The organism is Arthrobacter rhamnosi, assembly GCF_054510975.1.
The window spans coordinates 52,856-68,117 of the sequence record NZ_JBTNDN010000003.1 but is presented as its reverse complement, the minus strand read 5'-3'; the positions used below and the strand labels follow the sequence as shown (position 1 = coordinate 68,117).

Here is a 15,262-nt window from a genome sequence, read left to right as displayed (position 1 = left end):
ATCGGTAATCACCCTTCGTACCAGGAGCACTCCCATGGCAGATCAGGCCGGCGCGCAGAACACCGCCCCGTCACCCCGCACGGCAGTCGTCATCGGCGGCAACCGCATCCCGTTCGCCCGCTCCGGCGGCGCCTACGCCTACTCGTCCAACAAGGACATGCTCATCGCCGCGCTGGACGGCCTGGTGGCCCGCTTCGGCCTGCAGGGCGAGCGCATCGGCGAAGTGGCCGCCGGCGCGGTCCTCAAGCACTCCCGCGACTTCAACCTCACCCGCGAAGCGGTCCTCGGCTCCGCCCTCTCGCCCGAGACCCCCGCCTACGACCTCCAGCAGGCCTGCGCCACCGGATTGGAGACCGTGGTGGGTCTGTCCAACAAGATCAAGCTCGGCCAGATCGAGTCCGGCATCGCCGGCGGGGTCGATTCCGCCTCGGATGCTCCGATCGTGGTGAGCGAAGGCCTGCGACGGGTGCTGCTCGATCTCTCCCGCGCCCGGACGACGCAGCAGAAGCTCAAGGCGCTCAGTGCTCTCCGCCCGAAGGACCTCTCACCGAACGCGCCCACCACGAGCGAACCGCGCACCGGCCTGTCCATGGGTGAGCACCAGGCCCTCACCACGGCTGCCTGGGGCATCACACGGGAGGCTCAGGACGAGCTCGCCTACCGCAGCCATCAGAACCTCGCGGCGGCCTACGAGCGCGGCTTCTTCACCGACCTCATGACGCCCTACCGCGGCCTGACCCGGGATGCGAATCTCCGCGCCGACACCTCCCTGGAGAAGCTCGCCGGCCTCAAGCCCGTCTTCGGCAAGGGACTCGATACCCCGGCGACGATGACTGCCGGCAACTCGACGCCCCTGACCGACGGTGCGGCCCTCGTCCTGCTCGGCAGCGAGGACTACGCTCTGGCCAACAACCTGCCGATGCTCGCGAACATCGTCGACGCCGAAGCGGCGGCGGTCGACTTCGTCCACGGTGAGGAGGGACTGCTCATGGGAGGCGTCCACGCCGTGCCCCGCCTGCTGGTGCGCAACGGGCTCACCTTCGAGGACTTCGACTTCTTCGAGATCCACGAGGCCTTCGCGGCGACCGTGCTCAGTGCCCTGGCCGCCTGGGAGGACCCGGACTACTGCAAGCGCGTCCTCGGGCTCGACGGAGCGCTCGGCAGCATCGACCGCTCGAAGCTCAACGTCAACGGCTCCTCGCTCGCGGCCGGGCACCCCTTCGCCGCCACCGGCGGGAGGATCGTGGCTTCGCTCGCCAAGACGCTGTCCGAGAAGGGCGGACGAGGACTCATCTCCATCTGCGCCGCAGGCGGGCAGGGTGTCGTCGCGATCCTCGAGGCGAGGAACTGATGGCGGACACCTACCTGGACCTCGTCAACACGCCGCTGCCCGGCAGGATCGCCAAGGCCCTCGGGTTGCCGCGGCCCTCGGTCCTCAGGCGCTACACCCCGGGTGAGTCCCTGGCTCCGCTGCCGGTGCTCGTCACCGGGTCGGGCGCCGGCGCGGATGCGCTCGCCGGCCAGCTGCTCGGCTGGGACATCGAGGTGCGCCGCCACGTCCTGCCGGGCGAGAAGCTCAGTGCCGCCGTCGTGGTCCTCGATGAGGCCGCGTCACCGGAGGACCTCGCCGCCCCGATGCTCGAACTCGGGCAGGCGGTGAAGCTCCTGGTCCCCGGTGGGCGCGTGGTCGGCATCTTCCGGTCCCCGGCCGAGACGGCCGACCCCGCCGAGGCCGCGGCACGGCAGGGCGTCGACGGCGCCCTGCGATCCGTGGCCCACGAACTGCGCGGCGGAGCCACCGCCAACGGCATCATTCTGCGCGGCGCCGCAACGACCACGGACCCGACCACCCTCGGGGCACTCCGATTCTTCCTGTCCGGGAGGAGCGCCTACGTGGACGGGCAGTTCCTCGACGTGGCGACCGCCCCGGCGGAGAGTGCTCACGAGCTCGCTGCAGCCACCACGGCGGAGGGCGAAGGTGTCCCCGACCGGCCGCTGGCAGGCAGGACGGCCGTGGTCACCGGTGCGGCGCGCGGTATCGGCGCGAAGATCGCCGAGGTCCTCGCCCGCGACGGCGCCCGCGTGGTCGCCGTCGACGTACCGGCTGCAGGGGAGCAGCTCGCCCAGGTCGCCAACCGGGTCGGCGGCACCGCCCTGCAGGTCGACATCACCGACCCCGGGGCCGCGGCCCGCATCCTGGAGCATGTGGGGCAGCGCTACGGGGACCTGGACATCGTCGTGCACAACGCCGGCATCACCCGGGACAAGCTGCTGGCCAACATGGACGCGGCACGGTGGGATTCCGTGATCGCGGTGAACATCGCCTCCCAGTTGCGGATGAACGAGCAGATCCTCGCCTCACCCGTCTTCTCCGCGACCGGGCGCATCATCAGCCTCGCCTCGACGAGCGGCATCGCCGGCAACCGCGGGCAGAGCAACTACGCGGCGTCGAAGGCCGGAGTGATCGGCATGGTCCGTGCACAGGGTGCCGCCTTCGACGGAAGTGGCCGCACCATCAATGCGGTGGCGCCGGGATTCATCGAGACGGACATGACGGCGAAGATCCCGCCGCTCCGGCGGCAGGTCGCCCGCCGGCTGAGCAGCCTGCAGCAGGGCGGCCTTCCCGTGGACGTCGCCGAGACCATCGCCTTCCTGGCCTCCGACGCGGCGGCCGGCATCAACGGGCAGGTGGTCCGCGTCTGCGGGCAGAACCTGGTGGGCGCGTGAGCGGGATGCCGGGTGACACGGTCCTGCCCGCGCTGCCGGGGCTTCCCGCCCTCTACCGGCGTGCCGTCACGCTGGCCGCGCAGCGCTCGCTGGGGCGCGCCGCCGCGCCGCCCGTGCTCCCTGCCGTCCGGCACCGCGTCGACGGTGTCCGGAGCGACCTCGCGGCGCTCACCCGGTTCCAGCGGCTGATTGGGTCGGCGGGCCGGGACCAGCTTCCGTCGGCCTACCTCCACACCCTCGCCTTCCCGGTGGCCATGAGCGTCCTCGCACGCTCCGACTTCCCCCTGCCCCTGCTGGGCATGGTGCACCTCAGCAACGAAGTGCACCAGAATCGGCAGGTCAGCGCTTTCGAGCCGCTCGGCGTCGTGGCCTACGCCGAGAACCTGCGCCCCCATGCCGCCGGCACCCAGCTGGACGTCGTCACGGAGGTCGCAGCAGGGGACGAATGCGTCTGGACGGGCCGCTCCGTCTACCTTGCCCGCGGAGTCCGACTGGCTGACGCGGCTCCGGAGCAGCGGCGCGAGGACCGCCCGCCCTTCGCAGCGCCTGCCCCCACCGGCGTGTGGGCCCTCGATCGGGGTATCGGCCGCCGCTACGCCGCCGTGTCGGGGGACTGGAACCCGATCCACCTCAGCGGGCCGACGGCGAAGGCGTTCGGCAGGACGACGGCGATCGCCCACGGCATGTACCTGGCCGCGCGAATGGTGGACCAGGCCGTGGCCGCTCCCTCGGGTGGCCTGAAGTGGCGCATCGACTTCGCCGCGCCCGTGCCGCTGCCCGGAGTCGTCACGACGTCGTTCTCGCGGACGCCCGGCGACGCGGGAGGGCGGATCGACGCGATCGGCTGGTCGGCGAAGCGTCGGCGGCCGCACTTCACGGGATGGGTGCGCACGGACTAGCGCGACGCGACTCCACAGTGCCTGACGGACCGCGCCGTACCAGGGATTCCGGCTCCACCGGCCGCCCTAGACTTGGGCCATGACCGGCTCCTTCCTGACGGACCGCGCGGCTGAGCTCGACGCCGCCGATCCGCTCGCACACCACCGAACCCTCTTCCTCGGCACCGACGGCGACGCCGTGCGCTCCTACCTCGACGGCAACTCGCTCGGGCGCCCGCTGGCGACGACCGCGGACAGCCTCGCCTCGTTCGTCACGGACCAGTGGGGCGGCCGCCTCATCAGGGGCTGGGACGAGGGGTGGCTGGTCCTGCCGGAGCAGATCGGCGACCAGTTGGGCCGGGTGGCGCTGGGTGCTGCCGCCGGACAGTGCATCGTGGCGGACTCGACGAGTGTCCTGCTGTACAAGCTCGCCCGGGCCGCGGTGGCGGAGCGCCCGGAGCGGACGGAGATCGTCGTCGACCGTGACAACTTCCCCACGGACCGCTTCCTCGTCCAGAGCATCGCACGCGAGCGCGGGCTCACGCTCCGCTGGATCGAGGTCGCGTCCGACGGCGGCGCGACACCCGCCGACGTCGCCGCCGTCGTCGGCCCCCGGACGGCCCTCGTCCTGCTCAGCCACGTCGCCTACCGCTCCGGCTTCATCGCCGACGTCCCGGCCATCACCCGGATCGCCCACGACGCCGGCGCCCTCGTGCTCTGGGACCTGAGCCACTCCGTCGGATCCGTCCCGGCCGAACTGGACGCGTGGGACGTCGACTACGCGGCGGGCTGCAGCTACAAGTACCTGAACGGCGGGCCGGGCGCCCCCGCCTGGGCCTACGTGGCGAAGCGGCACCTGGCCACGCTCGACCAGCCGATCCTCGGCTGGCTCGGCAGCGCCGACCCCTTCGCGATGGGGTCGTCATACCGTCCGGCGGACGGGATCCGCCGCCTGGTCTCGGGTACGCCGCCCATCGTCGGCATGCTGGCGATGCGCGACATGATCACCTTGATCGACGAGGTCGGCATGGCGGCGGTGCGCAGGAAGTCCGAGCTCCTGACAGCCTTCGCCGTCGAAGCGGTCGACGAGCTCCTGGCGTCCCACGGGGTGATCATCGCCTCGCCGCGTGCCGCCTCGGAGCGAGGAAGCCACATCACCATCGATCACCCGGCCTTTGCCGGGATGGTGCCGGAGCTGTGGCAGGAAGGGATCGTCCCCGACTACCGGAACCCGAACGGGATCCGGCTGGGACTCTCGCCCCTGTCGACGTCGTACGGTGAAGTGATGGTTGCCATCGGCGCCATCGCCGATCGTCTCGCCCCGCCCCGGGAACGGGCAGCGGGGGAGTAGTGGGAGTTCTCGACGCCCTCCTTCGGATGGAGGAGCGCATCGTCGACGGCCTGGCCAGGGCTGCACCGCCCGACGTCGGCACTACCGGACTGATCGCCATCGTGCTGGTTGCGATCGCGCTGTCGGTGCCACACCGCACCTGGCGGTACTTCGGCCTGTTCGTCACGGTCGTCCATGAACTCGGCCACGCGGCCGCAGCTCTCCTGACGCTGCAGCGAGTCGCCGGGGTCACCCTCCGCCTCGACCATTCGGGCACAACCACCAGCATCGGGCCGCGCGGCTGGCGCACCGCCTTCACGACGTTCTGGGGGTACCCGGTGCCCGCCGTCGCCGGCGCTGTCCTCGTCTCCTGTGCTGCCTACGGATGGGCGTCGGCAGCGCTGTCCGTGGGAGCGCTGATCCTGGTGGCCGCTCTCGTCCTCATCCGGAACCTGCAGGGCGTCCTCATCCTGGGCGGCTGCGCGGGAGCTGCCCTGGCGGTCGTCTGGTTCGGTGGAGGGGCGCGGGCCGGCTACGCCTGCCTCGCCCTTGGTCTCGCCCTGCTCGTGGGCTCGTGCCGCGACTGGGCGAAGGTCGTGAGGGTGCACGCCCGACGGCGGGACCTCCGGTCATCGGACGCCTACCTGCTCCAGCGCGCCACTCGCGTCCCGTCTCCGCTCTGGCTCGGGATGTTCGCGCTCGTCATCGGGATGGCCCTGCTGTCGGCGCTGCAACCGCTCGCGCGGATCGCGGACCTCGCAGCCCTCGGGTGAGGAGCTTCGGCCCTTCAGCTCCTCGTGTGGCGGTTGCGGCCCGAACTGTAGGGAGCGCCCTCCTGCCGGCACAGGTCGTCGAACAATTCGTTGACGGCCTGGGAGACGCAGTCGCGTTCGTGCTCGGGCAGGTCGATCAGGCCGTGGAGATAGGCGTTGACCTCGTACTCGTCCACTCCGCCGCCCATGCTGAAGTAGTGGAGCCAGAGCTCGCCCGGCGATATGTTCGCTCGCTGCATCGCGTTGTACGTCAGGGCGTACTGCTCCCGGTCGGGATCCGTCTCGTCCACGTCATCCACTCCATGCGCTGGTCCATCGGCCGTTGTACGGCCGGTGGGACCAGCATAAGCACGCGGATGCCGCCCGGAGGGAAGCAGGAGTGATTGCAGGCGGCGCCCACCAGGTGTAGGACGCCGTGCGCTTGAAGAACGACGGGCGTCTTCCCGGCCGCGGGCGTCGGCCGATTCAACGTCTCGGCCAAACCCGTGGTAGTGTTTCTCTCGTTGCTTTCGACGGTTTGAACCGGAGAAAACCACCCGCGCGGGTGGCGGAATGGCAGACGCGCTAGCTTGAGGTGCTAGTCCTCTTATTGAGGGTGGGGGTTCAAGTCCCCCTCCGCGCACAAAGAAAACCCCGGTTCGCCGGGGTTTTTTTGTGCCCTCGACCAGGCGGAGCGCTTCTCGACCACGAGGGCCGCGCGATCTGCCAGTTTGCCCGAGTGCCACGGCGGCGGCGAGTGCCATGGAGAGACGATGCGCCGGCTCCTTCCCTCCCACCGAAACGCGGACGCCACTGTTCGCGTCTGCCGTGCCCTCCCGCCGCACCTACGGAACCGCTCTAGGCAGCCTCCGCTTCGAGGACCGGCCTGAGGACGGACAGCTGAATGACGTGAACAGTCCGTCTCGCGCGAAGTTCGATCTGGATCGGCAAAGGTGGCATCAGCCGGCCCTGCTCGATGAGCTCGATGGTCTGCCGCGATTGCGGGATAGGGATGTCGGAGATGGCGTCGTGGTATTCGCCGGGGTAGGTGATCATGGCTCGGTCTTCTTGCTGGTGATGAATCCGTCCACAGGATATTCGTCGCCGGTGACAGTCGGGCGGGGTGCCATCGCAGTGAGCATCACCACGGCGGCGATCACCGGCCTCCGGTGGCCGGAATCGGGGTCTTCGAGGAGATCCCAGAACTCACGTCGCGAGGCGGTTGGTCAGGGATGAAGGATGATCCGGCCGGGAGGATGTGCTCCCGCGATTGCTCGATGAGCTGCGGCGGCATCTTCGAGGGCGAACTGTTCTCCGACGACCGGCCGGATCACTCCGTGCCGAAGAAACGCGTCGATGGCGGTGTACGCGCCGTGGAGGTCTGCCGGCGTCATGTTCCACAGTGCTGTCCCGCGTACGTCCGCCTCGTTGACCATCAGTGCCCGAGGGCTCACCTCCACGGGCCCGCGGCTTCCGACAATCACGATCCTGCCGTACCGGGCGAGAACCGCGGTGTCGTGTGACAGGTTCCTGTCTGCCGCCATCTCGATGATCAGATCGACCCCGCGTCCGCCGGTCAGGGCGCGTGCTTCCGTGAGATAGTCCCGTGCGGAGTGATCCAGCGCGTGCTCGGCACCCAGCTGCAGTGCCAGCTCCCGGCCCCCTGGTGTACTCGCCGTGCCGATGACGGTCAGTCCCAGGGCGTGTGCGAGTTGCACTGTGGCGGTGCCGACCCCACCGCTGGCGCCGTGAACGAGGACCGTTTCGCCGGCCTCGGCCCGCCCCCGCTGGACGAGCGCCCGGTACGCGGTCGTGTAGGAGACCCCCACCGCCGCTCCCTCGTCGAACGACAGGTGGTCCGGCAGGGCATGAACGATGCTCGGGGTGCACCGTATCTGCCGAGCGTACGTGCCGGCCGCTCGTGCGGGGATCGTGGAGACCCACACCCGGCCACCGCCGACGAAGCCCGAGACCGAATCCCCGGTCGCACTGATGATTCCTGCCGCGTCGTAGCCCGGGGTGAAGGGTAGCGGGGGTGTCAGGAACTCGTAGTTCCCGGCCCGAAGGTACGTATCGACAGGATTGACGCCGATCGCGCGTATATCGATGGTCACCGAATCGTCGGCATCGAGCGTACTGCCCGGGTGAGCAGGGACCTCCACCGGCGCGTCCCCCTGACATATGCAAGCACTTCTTCGGGCCCGTGCTGCGAGATTTCTATCCGCGTCAAGGGCGGCTACCTTCGATAGCGCCGCACGCGGAGCCGATTCGCTGCGCGAGGCGATCGGGAGGGCATCCGAGAACGAATGAGGCCTGATTGCAGTTGCGCTACGCGATCCGGATCTGGGTTCCTCCGGCTCAGATCCATATCTGGACCTGCACCTGGGCGGCGAGGCGCCGGAGGACCTGTACATCCTCCTGGGTGAAGGTTCGCGGCCGGTCGTCCATCAAGCAGAGGGTGCCGATACGCCAGCCGGCGGCTGTGCAGATGGGGTGCCCGGCGTAGAAGCGGACCTCGGGCCCACCGGCAACGAGGGGGTGATCACGCCATTCGGGGTCGGCGGTGGCGTCAGGGATGACGAGGGTGCGATCGTGTTTGATCGTCGTCGCGCACAGGGACAGGTGGCGCGGGAGGTCCTGACCCAGGGGCCCGATGACGGATTTGATGACCTGTGCGTCCTGAGTGATCAGAGCGATGGATGCTGAGCTGACACCGAAGTGGTCCCGGGCCTGCCGGGTGATCCGATCGAAGCGTTCCTCCGACCCGGTCTCGAGCAACCCCGACTCGTGCAGAGCGTGAAGGCGCCGGAACTCGGTCTCATCCAGACCGGCATTGTCCACCTCTTCGCCTCCGGCACCTGTGGCAGTAGCGGCCTCCAGCGGAGTTTCGGCGCCGGTCATGCTGTGATCCCCGACAGGCGGGGCGGCAAAGTCGTAGCCGTCAGGGGAGAGGGACAGCTGACGGAGGTAATCGCTGTAGCCGGAGGACGACGCCGTGTCCTGATCGCTGTAGTGCGCACCATCAACCATGGAACCAGTGCTGTCCAGCAGTTCATTGATGACCTGGGCGAGCAGGTCCCGCTGCGGCGCCGGGAGCATCACCAAACCGGTCAGATACCCCTGGACCTCGAGTGCGTCCCCTTCGCAGGTGAGCTCGAAGTACGCCGTGAGGATCTCGTCGAGGCGTAGGCCTGCTGCTCGCACCGTCTGAATCGCGCTCCACTGCTGCACATACTCATTCAGCACGCTGATCCCTCCACCAACTCTTCCGTGTAGCACTAATCGGCAATCCGACAGGATTGCTGCCAACCAACTTTAGGCTTTCGCTCGCTCCACGTCGCCCACTGCCCGTGCGGTTGTGCGGTCGCGATCAGGGGACCGGCGGGTCCTCACAGCGGAACGTGTCCATGCTGGCGATGATGCCGGCAGCAATCGCCCCGATCGGACGTCGTCGTCGATCAGCGGCGCTCTTCAGTAGCGCGCGTGCCTGGTGTTGGGAACAGTCCTGGGTTCCCATGATGATCCCGGTGGCCACGTTCATGGGGCTGGTGACTTCCAGGAAGGCCCGCAGATAGGACGGCACACCCATCAGGTCCTGGTCTGGTTCACCGGCGACCTCAGCATCGGCCCGACCGGCATTCCTGTCGGGTGGGGCGGGGTGGATCGAGGAATTGTCTGGCATGTCAGGGTCGGTCATGCGGCACTGCCCCTCACCGGGGATTGTGCTCCGCCGAACGATGCAAGCGCTACCGGACACCATCAAGAAGAATCATTTGGTCAGCAGCCTTACTTTCAACTGCTGATCCTCACACTACGCGCACGGCGCCTCCGGTGCTCTTCGCACGGCCGGCAATGCGCTTCGTCGGGTCGAAGTCGCCGTCCCGCCACACGCGCGGACTGTCCTTCCTCACGAACTCAGGGGTAACTAGAACCTCTAGCTTTACAGTGGGTGAGCTTTGCTCTATGGTCTGTGAGCCGGTCCAGTAGCGGGCCTGCAGGAATCTTTTCGTGAAGGGCACATCCGCCATGTCAGGTACCCCGCTCTTTCCCGCGACGGTTCCCACAGCCGACCCCACTGCCGGCCCCGCCAGAGCCGCCGATTTCGATCTGCTGACCGGCTGGGCGGCCTCCGACCCGCTGATTCCCGGGGACCTGTCCGTGGTGTCGATGCGCAAGCTCAGAGTGTTGTGCAACCAGCTCTACAGCGCCCTGGAGGGGGACTTCCCGCCCTATGGTGCCCCGGGCGCATATGCCGCTGTGGCGAAGGAACTCGAGCGGCGAGCAACGCGCCCCCGGCAGTAGTCTCGCCGGTCCTCTCCGCAGTGGAAACACCACCGTCCGCTTGCCGAGCGGATGCATGAGACCTGGTCGCGGGCCGCGGTAGCGAGGGGCCGACCTGCGCCTGGAGCTGCTTGACCTCGTGTACCCGCTGGGGGTCGGCTGTATGTCTCGCGATCCTCGCGGGCCCTTCTAGGGTGCCGGGAAGAGGTCGAGCAGGGCTCGAGCACGGGATTGCGGCTGGTCCTGCTGATTGAGCTGGTGGATGCGATCGATGATGTCCTGGGAGATGGCGATCACCTTCCGGTTCGTCAGCTGGCTACGCTGTCTGGGACAGGTACGCGGAACGCGGACCACCCTTGCTCAGCAGGTTCTCCCACAGGGACCGGGCCGCGTTCCGATCAGCTGGTGCGAAGTGGGAGATACCGAGGTCGAGGGTGGGCACGATCTCGCCGCGCTCGTACCCGTGGATTCGATACAGCTCATCGGACCAATGCAGGGCCGGTGAGTCGAAGTAGTGTTCCACGATGCCGGTCGGACAGTTGACGAAGTACTCGACGGTCTCTGCAGGATGGGCTTCGACACGAGAGGTGTGAGCTGAGAATGTCGGGGTTTCCGGGGACGAGGAAGCAGTGGTGGTCACTGGTGGAGGATCCTTCGACGCGACAAAAGAACCGGCCAGCTTCTTGACCGGTTTGATGAGGATGGTGGACCGACGTCATCCCTGCTCGTCCATGTTCAGTTCCCCTCCACAGCCCGGCTGCTTGACCTATGAAGGAGATCCCACGTTCGTGCACGAGGCTCGTCGGTGTGGCCGGCTGAGCCCCGCGAGCGGACCGCGGAACATCTTTCAGGCGTATACCCAGTATGCGTAGCCCAGTTTCAACATCACCCGTGCCCAGTCTCAAGCTTCACCCTGCAAAGCGCCCTTGTCGTCGTGGATCGGGTACCAGGGAGAATCCCGGAGGACGGTCGAGTAACGAGGGGCTTCCGTCAGATGGGGCTCGGCGCTGCTGCCTCGTGCCGTCCTCTAAGATATCGCCGTGGGCCAGGCATTCGACGAGGGGCCGTTCTATCACGGCACGAAAGCCGATCTCCGGATCGGTGATTCCCTCTGCGCGGGCTTCCGGTCGAACTATCGTCCCGACGTCGTGATGAATCACGTCTACTTCACGGCGCTTCCCGACGGTGCCGGCCTCGCTGCTGAGCTTGCGGCCGGTGACAGGGTACCGCGCGTCTACGTCGTCGAACCGACCGGGGAGTTCGAGGACGACCCGAACGTGACCGATAAAAAATTTCCAGGGAATCCGACCCGGTCGTATCGCAGCCGTGCCCCGCTCCGGATTGTCGGGGAAGTCACCGACTGGACGCGGCAAACGCCCGAGGCACTACAGAGCTGGAAGGACCGCCTGGCCGCGCTGGCTTCGGACGAGCGGGGCGAAATCATCAATTAGGGCGTACGACGAGGGTTCCGGACCACGTCACCGGCGCAGGATGGGCGTAGCGACTTGACGCGACAGCTGGTACGACGCCGAGCAGCCGTGATCGCCGGGTCACGCGCGGCGTTAGAGGCTGGTGGTGGCCATGGGGAGGGCGATCGCTTTCTGGAGACCGTCGAATCGCATCTGCCGGTCCTGTCGAACCCGCTGTAGCGTGGCCGATATGTCGACCGCGCATCGTCCGCCCACTCGAATGGCGATCATCAGACCCGAGCGGCCTGGAGACGCCGAAGCTATCCACGCACTGACGCAGGAAGCGTTCAAGGGGAAGCCGTTCAGTTCCGGGACGGAGGCGACCATTGTCCGTTCGCTCCGCGCTTCCGGCAATCTGGCGCTGTCCCCGGTCGCGGACTCCTCCGGCACCATCATCGGTCATGTTGCTTTCTCTCCCGTGGGCGTTACTGGGTCCTCCGGGGAATGGTTCGGCCTGGGGCCGATCTCGGTCAGTCCGGAGCACCAGCGCAGTGGGATCGGGCGCAGACTCGTGCGCCGAGGGCTCGAGCTCCTGCAGCAGCAGGGCGCTGAAGGCTGTGCGCTCGTCGGGGACCCTGAGATCTACGGCAGATTCGGGTTCAGGTCCGGTGGCCTCCTGTATCAGGGAATCGATGAGGCCCTGGTCCAGTACGTCGTACTCAACGGCGCGCCTTCCCCTGCAGGGACGCTTACCTTCCTGCCAGTCTTCGATGACGAGTAGGGAGCGGCGGGCTTCCGTCAGTGGGTAGGCATCACGCCTTCACCTGGACCGCGCTGGCCCACGATTCATCAGCCGCACGATATGCGCCGTCCTCCGACCACGTCAGCCCGACGAGCCATCAGACGGGTGATTCGGAGCCGGAGCCGCGTGCCGGTGCGACGGCGCCCGCGACAGGCGTGAACGCCCGTCCGCCGATCGTCTCCGGAACCAGGCGCATGAACCGGTCCTTCCGGCCCATCTCCCACGGGTGCAAGGGCAACTGCACCGTGGCCAGCAACTCCGGCGTCTGGCTGATCGTCGCCGCGTGCCCCTTGACGACGACACTCCACATGAGGGTGTCATCGAGGAGGCCGTCGGCCTCGAAGGCGACGGCAGCCCTCTCGGAGAAACGGGACTTCGTCCCCTCGGAGGTTCGAAAGACGATCGAACCGTGATCGACGACGAAGTTGATGGGAAAGATCTCCGGATTCCCCTGCACGCACAGGGCCAGGCGCCCGAACGGAGCGTCCCGGAGTAATCTCCAGCATTCGTGGGCTGCAAGGATTTTCGTAGGTGTAGTCTCGGCTTCCATAGGTCGACAGTACGAGGCGACCGGCGCGCCGACCAGGGCCCTCTGACCCTGTCTCCGTCAACGACGAGGACTCGTCATGACCGACGAAGCGTGACTCCCGTGGGGGCGGGCAAGCGCGGTGACAGTACGGGGGGCGCGATGACCACATATTCAGGGGAATCACCGACGGGGGCGACTGCGCAGCCGGTGGCGCTGGCGGGGGTGGAGAACCTTCTGGCCGCCTTCGCTGCCATCGCGGACAACCTGGGGCTCGACACCGTCCTGGAACGGGTCATCGCCGCGGCGTGCCAGCTCGTCGATGCCCGTTTCGGCGCCCTGGGGGTCGTCGGCCCGGATCATCGGCTCAGCCACTTCATCACCGTCGGCCTCAAGGATGATGAGATCCGGCGTATCGGCCCGTTACCGACAGGGCACGGGGTGCTGGGACTGCTGATCACCGAGCCGACGCCCCTGCGGCTCTCCGACCTGCGTGAGCATCCCCTCGCCTACGGTTTCCCGGCCAATCATCCTCAGATGACGTCGTTCCTGGGCGTTCCGATCCGCATCCACGAACGCATCTTCGGGAACCTCTACCTGACGGAGAAGAACGGGGGAGTGGACTTCTCGGATGCCGACGAGCAGCTCGTTGTCTCGCTGGCCTCCGCGGCGGGCGTCGCGATCGAGAACTCGCGGCTCTTCGACGAATCGAACCGGCGGACCCGGTGGCTGGAGGGCGGTCTGAACGCGGTGAAGGAACTGCTCGGCGAGCATGACGGGATACGCAACGACCTGGAGATCCTCGCCACTCATGCCCTCGACGCCTCGCACAGTATTCTCGCCGCCGTCCTGCGGGATTTCGGCAACCAGCGTGAACTGATCTGTGAAGCGGCGGACGGCGTCGAAGTCGAGGCCCTCCTGGGACGACAGACGCGCGACACCAGGTCGGTGGACAGGCTGCCGGGCACCCTGTCGCCGGTTCTGCTGAACGCCGATGAGGTCGCGGAGGTGCTTCCCGGAGCCCCGGCAGGCACGATCGGGACGGCGTTGTGCTGCAGGCTGCCCGACGAGGGCGACAGGCGTTTCCTCGTCATCGGCCGCGCGCCCGGCGCATCCCCTTTCACGGAGGGCGATCACGAGATGATGCGCGCCTTCGCCTCCTACGTGTCCCTGGCCCTTGAACTGCTGCGGGTGCATCGTCAGCGGGAACAGGAAGCCGTCTTCGGCGACCGCGACCGGATCGCACGGGATCTGCATGACGTGGTCATCCAGCGGCTCTTCGCCGCCGGACTCAGCATTCAGAGCCTGCGCAAGTACACCGCCGATGCGGAGGCCCTGAATCGTATCTCTGCCGTGACGACGGAACTGGACTCGACCATCCGGGAACTGCGCGACACCATCTACTCGCTGCGCTCGGTCCCCCAGGTCACCCCGACCTTCACCTCCACCGTCTTCTCCCTCGTCGCCGAGGCCTTCGACGGCCACGACCTCGACCCCGTCCTCCAACTCTCCGGCCCGCTGGATGCCGCCGTGGATGACGAGCGAGCCGATCATGTGCGGGCCGTGCTGCTCGAAGGGCTGTCCAACGCACTGCGTCACGCCGATGCGCATGCCATCACCGTGATGCTGCGTGCGAGGGACGAGCACCTGGAACTGAGGATCACCGACGACGGCCGCGGATTCGAAACTCCCAGCCGCAGCAGCGGACTGGCCAACATGAAACGCCGCGCCGAGTTGTGCGACGGTACGCTGTCCATCACCAGCACGCCCGGCGGAGGAACCGACATCAGACTCGAGATCCCCCTGGCTGCTAACGAGAAGACGACCCCGCCGGCCTCGAGATGAAGACCGCCGCCTGGGTCCTGCGCTGGAAGCCCAGCTTCGACAGCAGCGACGACACATAGTTCTTCACCGTCTTCTCGGCCAGGAACAGTTCGGTGGCGATCTCCCTGTTGGTCAGCCCGGCACCGATGAGTGCCAGGACCTTCTTCTCCTGGCTTGTCAGCCCCGCCAGTCGTGGATCCTCGGCCGGGGCATCACGGAGTCCGGCGACGATCCGTTCCTTCATGCCGGCCTCGAAGAGGGATTCGCCCGACGCCGCGCGGCGGACCTTGTCGACCAGGTCAGAGCCCAGGATCTCCTTCAGGATGTAACCGGACGCGCCCGCCAGGACGGCACCTCGCAACGCCTGGTCGTCGTCATAGCTGGTCAGGATCACGCACGACTGGAAGGGGTCGATGGAGCGCACATCACGGCACACCTCGATCCCTGTGCCGTCAGGCAGCCTCGCGTCCAGGATGGCCACGTCCGGGGACAGGGCGGGGATCCTCCGGGTAGCCTCCTCGGCGGAGCCCGATTCCCCGACGACGACGAAGCCCTTTCCCTCGAGCAGCTCCCGCAGGCCCCGCCGGACGAGTTCGTGATCGTCGAGGAGGAACACCGTGATCTCCTCGGGCTGCGTGCCGCCTTCGGCGTTGTCCATGTCCTGCCTCCGGCTTCGTCGACGGAGGGGCTGCACCCCTGCCGAGCGCATCCTGCGCCAGCATCATCATCACCT

Annotated in this window: 17 protein-coding genes and 1 tRNA gene; 10 read left to right on the top strand and 8 right to left on the bottom strand. The window is 67.7% G+C overall.

Going from position 1 to position 15,262, the window contains the following annotated elements; all coding sequences use genetic code 11:
• Window positions 1–34 precede the first annotated feature (34 nt).
• The 5 genes from ACX80J_RS08720 (at window position 35) to ACX80J_RS08700 (ending at window position 5,708) form a co-directional block, all read left to right on the top strand.
• Entirely contained in the window at window positions 35–1,351 is a 1,317-nt protein-coding gene (locus ACX80J_RS08720; protein WP_459347496.1) for an acetyl-CoA C-acetyltransferase, read from the top strand.
• Window positions 1,351–2,727: a 3-oxoacyl-ACP reductase gene (locus ACX80J_RS08715; RefSeq protein WP_459347495.1), complete on the top strand. Its 1,377-nt coding sequence runs from the start codon at window positions 1,351–1,353 to the stop codon at window positions 2,725–2,727. Before ACX80J_RS08720 ends, ACX80J_RS08715 begins: the two co-directional genes overlap by 1 nt.
• A 5-nt stretch (window positions 2,728–2,732) precedes the next feature.
• On the top strand, window positions 2,733–3,626 hold the full coding sequence (locus tag ACX80J_RS08710) for a MaoC/PaaZ C-terminal domain-containing protein (protein ID WP_459347723.1): 894 nt from the start codon (window positions 2,733–2,735) through the stop codon (window positions 3,624–3,626).
• A 79-nt stretch (window positions 3,627–3,705) separates the two neighbouring features.
• Window positions 3,706–4,956 (top strand): kynureninase, encoded by a 1,251-nt coding sequence (locus ACX80J_RS08705; protein ID WP_459347494.1) that lies wholly within the window; start codon window positions 3,706–3,708, stop codon window positions 4,954–4,956.
• On the top strand, window positions 4,956–5,708 hold the full coding sequence (locus ACX80J_RS08700) for a M50 family metallopeptidase (protein ID WP_459344444.1): 753 nt from the start codon (window positions 4,956–4,958) through the stop codon (window positions 5,706–5,708). The genes ACX80J_RS08705 and ACX80J_RS08700 overlap by 1 nt, the downstream gene beginning before the upstream one ends.
• 14 nt (window positions 5,709–5,722) lie before the next feature.
• Here ACX80J_RS08700 and ACX80J_RS08695 read toward each other — a convergent pair whose 3' ends face one another.
• Window positions 5,723–5,998: a hypothetical protein gene (locus ACX80J_RS08695; RefSeq protein WP_459344443.1), complete on the bottom strand. Its 276-nt coding sequence runs from the start codon at window positions 5,996–5,998 to the stop codon at window positions 5,723–5,725.
• Between the two features lie 248 nt (window positions 5,999–6,246).
• Between ACX80J_RS08695 and ACX80J_RS08690 the strand changes: the two genes are divergently transcribed.
• Window positions 6,247–6,330, top strand: a tRNA-Leu gene (locus ACX80J_RS08690).
• A 215-nt stretch (window positions 6,331–6,545) separates the two neighbouring features.
• Here the strand turns inward: ACX80J_RS08690 and ACX80J_RS08685 are convergent.
• From ACX80J_RS08685 to ACX80J_RS08670, 4 genes are all read right to left on the bottom strand, one after another.
• Window positions 6,546–6,743, bottom strand: a complete 198-nt coding sequence (locus tag ACX80J_RS08685) for a hypothetical protein (protein ID WP_459347493.1) — start codon at window positions 6,741–6,743, stop codon at window positions 6,546–6,548.
• Window positions 6,744–6,913: 170 nt separating this feature from the next.
• Window positions 6,914–7,849 (bottom strand): NADPH:quinone reductase, encoded by a 936-nt coding sequence (locus tag ACX80J_RS08680; RefSeq protein WP_459347492.1) that lies wholly within the window; start codon window positions 7,847–7,849, stop codon window positions 6,914–6,916.
• Window positions 7,850–8,045: 196 nt separating this feature from the next.
• Window positions 8,046–8,933 (bottom strand): GAF domain-containing protein, encoded by an 888-nt coding sequence (locus tag ACX80J_RS08675; protein ID WP_459344440.1) that lies wholly within the window; start codon window positions 8,931–8,933, stop codon window positions 8,046–8,048.
• Window positions 8,934–9,057: 124 nt separating this feature from the next.
• On the bottom strand, window positions 9,058–9,384 hold the full coding sequence (locus ACX80J_RS08670; protein WP_459344439.1) for an ANTAR domain-containing protein: 327 nt from the start codon (window positions 9,382–9,384) through the stop codon (window positions 9,058–9,060).
• A 311-nt stretch (window positions 9,385–9,695) separates the two neighbouring features.
• Between ACX80J_RS08670 and ACX80J_RS08665 the strand changes: the two genes are divergently transcribed.
• Window positions 9,696–9,989, top strand: a complete 294-nt coding sequence (locus ACX80J_RS08665; protein ID WP_459347491.1) for a hypothetical protein — start codon at window positions 9,696–9,698, stop codon at window positions 9,987–9,989.
• Window positions 9,990–10,284: 295 nt separating this feature from the next.
• On the opposite strand, the gene ACX80J_RS08660 is transcribed toward ACX80J_RS08665, so the two are convergent.
• Window positions 10,285–10,608, bottom strand: coding sequence for a PAS domain-containing protein (locus tag ACX80J_RS08660; RefSeq protein WP_459347490.1), 324 nt, complete (start codon window positions 10,606–10,608; stop codon window positions 10,285–10,287).
• Window positions 10,609–11,008: 400 nt separating this feature from the next.
• Here ACX80J_RS08660 and arr point away from each other — a divergent pair, with 400 nt between their 5' ends.
• Window positions 11,009–11,419, top strand: a complete 411-nt coding sequence (gene arr / locus ACX80J_RS08655; protein WP_459347489.1) for an NAD(+)--rifampin ADP-ribosyltransferase — start codon at window positions 11,009–11,011, stop codon at window positions 11,417–11,419.
• A 238-nt stretch (window positions 11,420–11,657) separates the two neighbouring features.
• Complete coding sequence (locus ACX80J_RS08650; protein ID WP_459347488.1) at window positions 11,658–12,158, top strand: GNAT family N-acetyltransferase; 501 nt, start codon at window positions 11,658–11,660, stop codon at window positions 12,156–12,158.
• A gap of 118 nt (window positions 12,159–12,276) precedes the next feature.
• On the opposite strand, the gene ACX80J_RS08645 is transcribed toward ACX80J_RS08650, so the two are convergent.
• The gene (locus ACX80J_RS08645; RefSeq protein ID WP_459347487.1) at window positions 12,277–12,729 is read right to left on the bottom strand and encodes a pyridoxamine 5'-phosphate oxidase family protein; all 453 of its coding nucleotides are present in this window, start codon (window positions 12,727–12,729) and stop codon (window positions 12,277–12,279) included.
• Between the two features lie 138 nt (window positions 12,730–12,867).
• On the opposite strand from ACX80J_RS08645, the gene ACX80J_RS08640 reads away from it, so the two are divergent.
• Window positions 12,868–14,550: a GAF domain-containing sensor histidine kinase gene (locus tag ACX80J_RS08640; protein ID WP_459347486.1), complete on the top strand. Its 1,683-nt coding sequence runs from the start codon at window positions 12,868–12,870 to the stop codon at window positions 14,548–14,550.
• Here ACX80J_RS08640 and ACX80J_RS08635 read toward each other — a convergent pair.
• Complete coding sequence (locus ACX80J_RS08635; protein ID WP_459347485.1) at window positions 14,516–15,187, bottom strand: response regulator; 672 nt, start codon at window positions 15,185–15,187, stop codon at window positions 14,516–14,518. The genes ACX80J_RS08640 and ACX80J_RS08635 overlap by 35 nt on opposite strands.
• Window positions 15,188–15,262: the final 75 nt, after the last annotated feature.

What these genes read in the sequence shown, in the direction of transcription:
- ACX80J_RS08720 (WP_459347496.1), top strand. Translation starts at nt 35, where the DNA reads ATGGCAGATCAGGCCGGCGCGCAGAACACCGCCCCGTCACCCCGCACG.
- ACX80J_RS08715 (WP_459347495.1), top strand. Translation starts at nt 1,351, where the DNA reads ATGGCGGACACCTACCTGGACCTCGTCAACACGCCGCTGCCCGGCAGG.
- ACX80J_RS08710 (WP_459347723.1), top strand. Translation starts at nt 2,733, where the DNA reads ATGCCGGGTGACACGGTCCTGCCCGCGCTGCCGGGGCTTCCCGCCCTC.
- ACX80J_RS08705 (WP_459347494.1), top strand. Translation starts at nt 3,706, where the DNA reads ATGACCGGCTCCTTCCTGACGGACCGCGCGGCTGAGCTCGACGCCGCC.
- ACX80J_RS08685 (WP_459347493.1), bottom strand. Translation starts at nt 6,743, where the DNA reads ATGATCACCTACCCCGGCGAATACCACGACGCCATCTCCGACATCCCT.
- ACX80J_RS08670 (WP_459344439.1), bottom strand. Translation starts at nt 9,384, where the DNA reads ATGACCGACCCTGACATGCCAGACAATTCCTCGATCCACCCCGCCCCA.
- ACX80J_RS08650 (WP_459347488.1), top strand. Translation starts at nt 11,658, where the DNA reads ATGGCGATCATCAGACCCGAGCGGCCTGGAGACGCCGAAGCTATCCAC.
- ACX80J_RS08645 (WP_459347487.1), bottom strand. Translation starts at nt 12,729, where the DNA reads ATGGAAGCCGAGACTACACCTACGAAAATCCTTGCAGCCCACGAATGC.
- ACX80J_RS08640 (WP_459347486.1), top strand. Translation starts at nt 12,868, where the DNA reads ATGACCACATATTCAGGGGAATCACCGACGGGGGCGACTGCGCAGCCG.
- ACX80J_RS08635 (WP_459347485.1), bottom strand. Translation starts at nt 15,187, where the DNA reads ATGGACAACGCCGAAGGCGGCACGCAGCCCGAGGAGATCACGGTGTTC.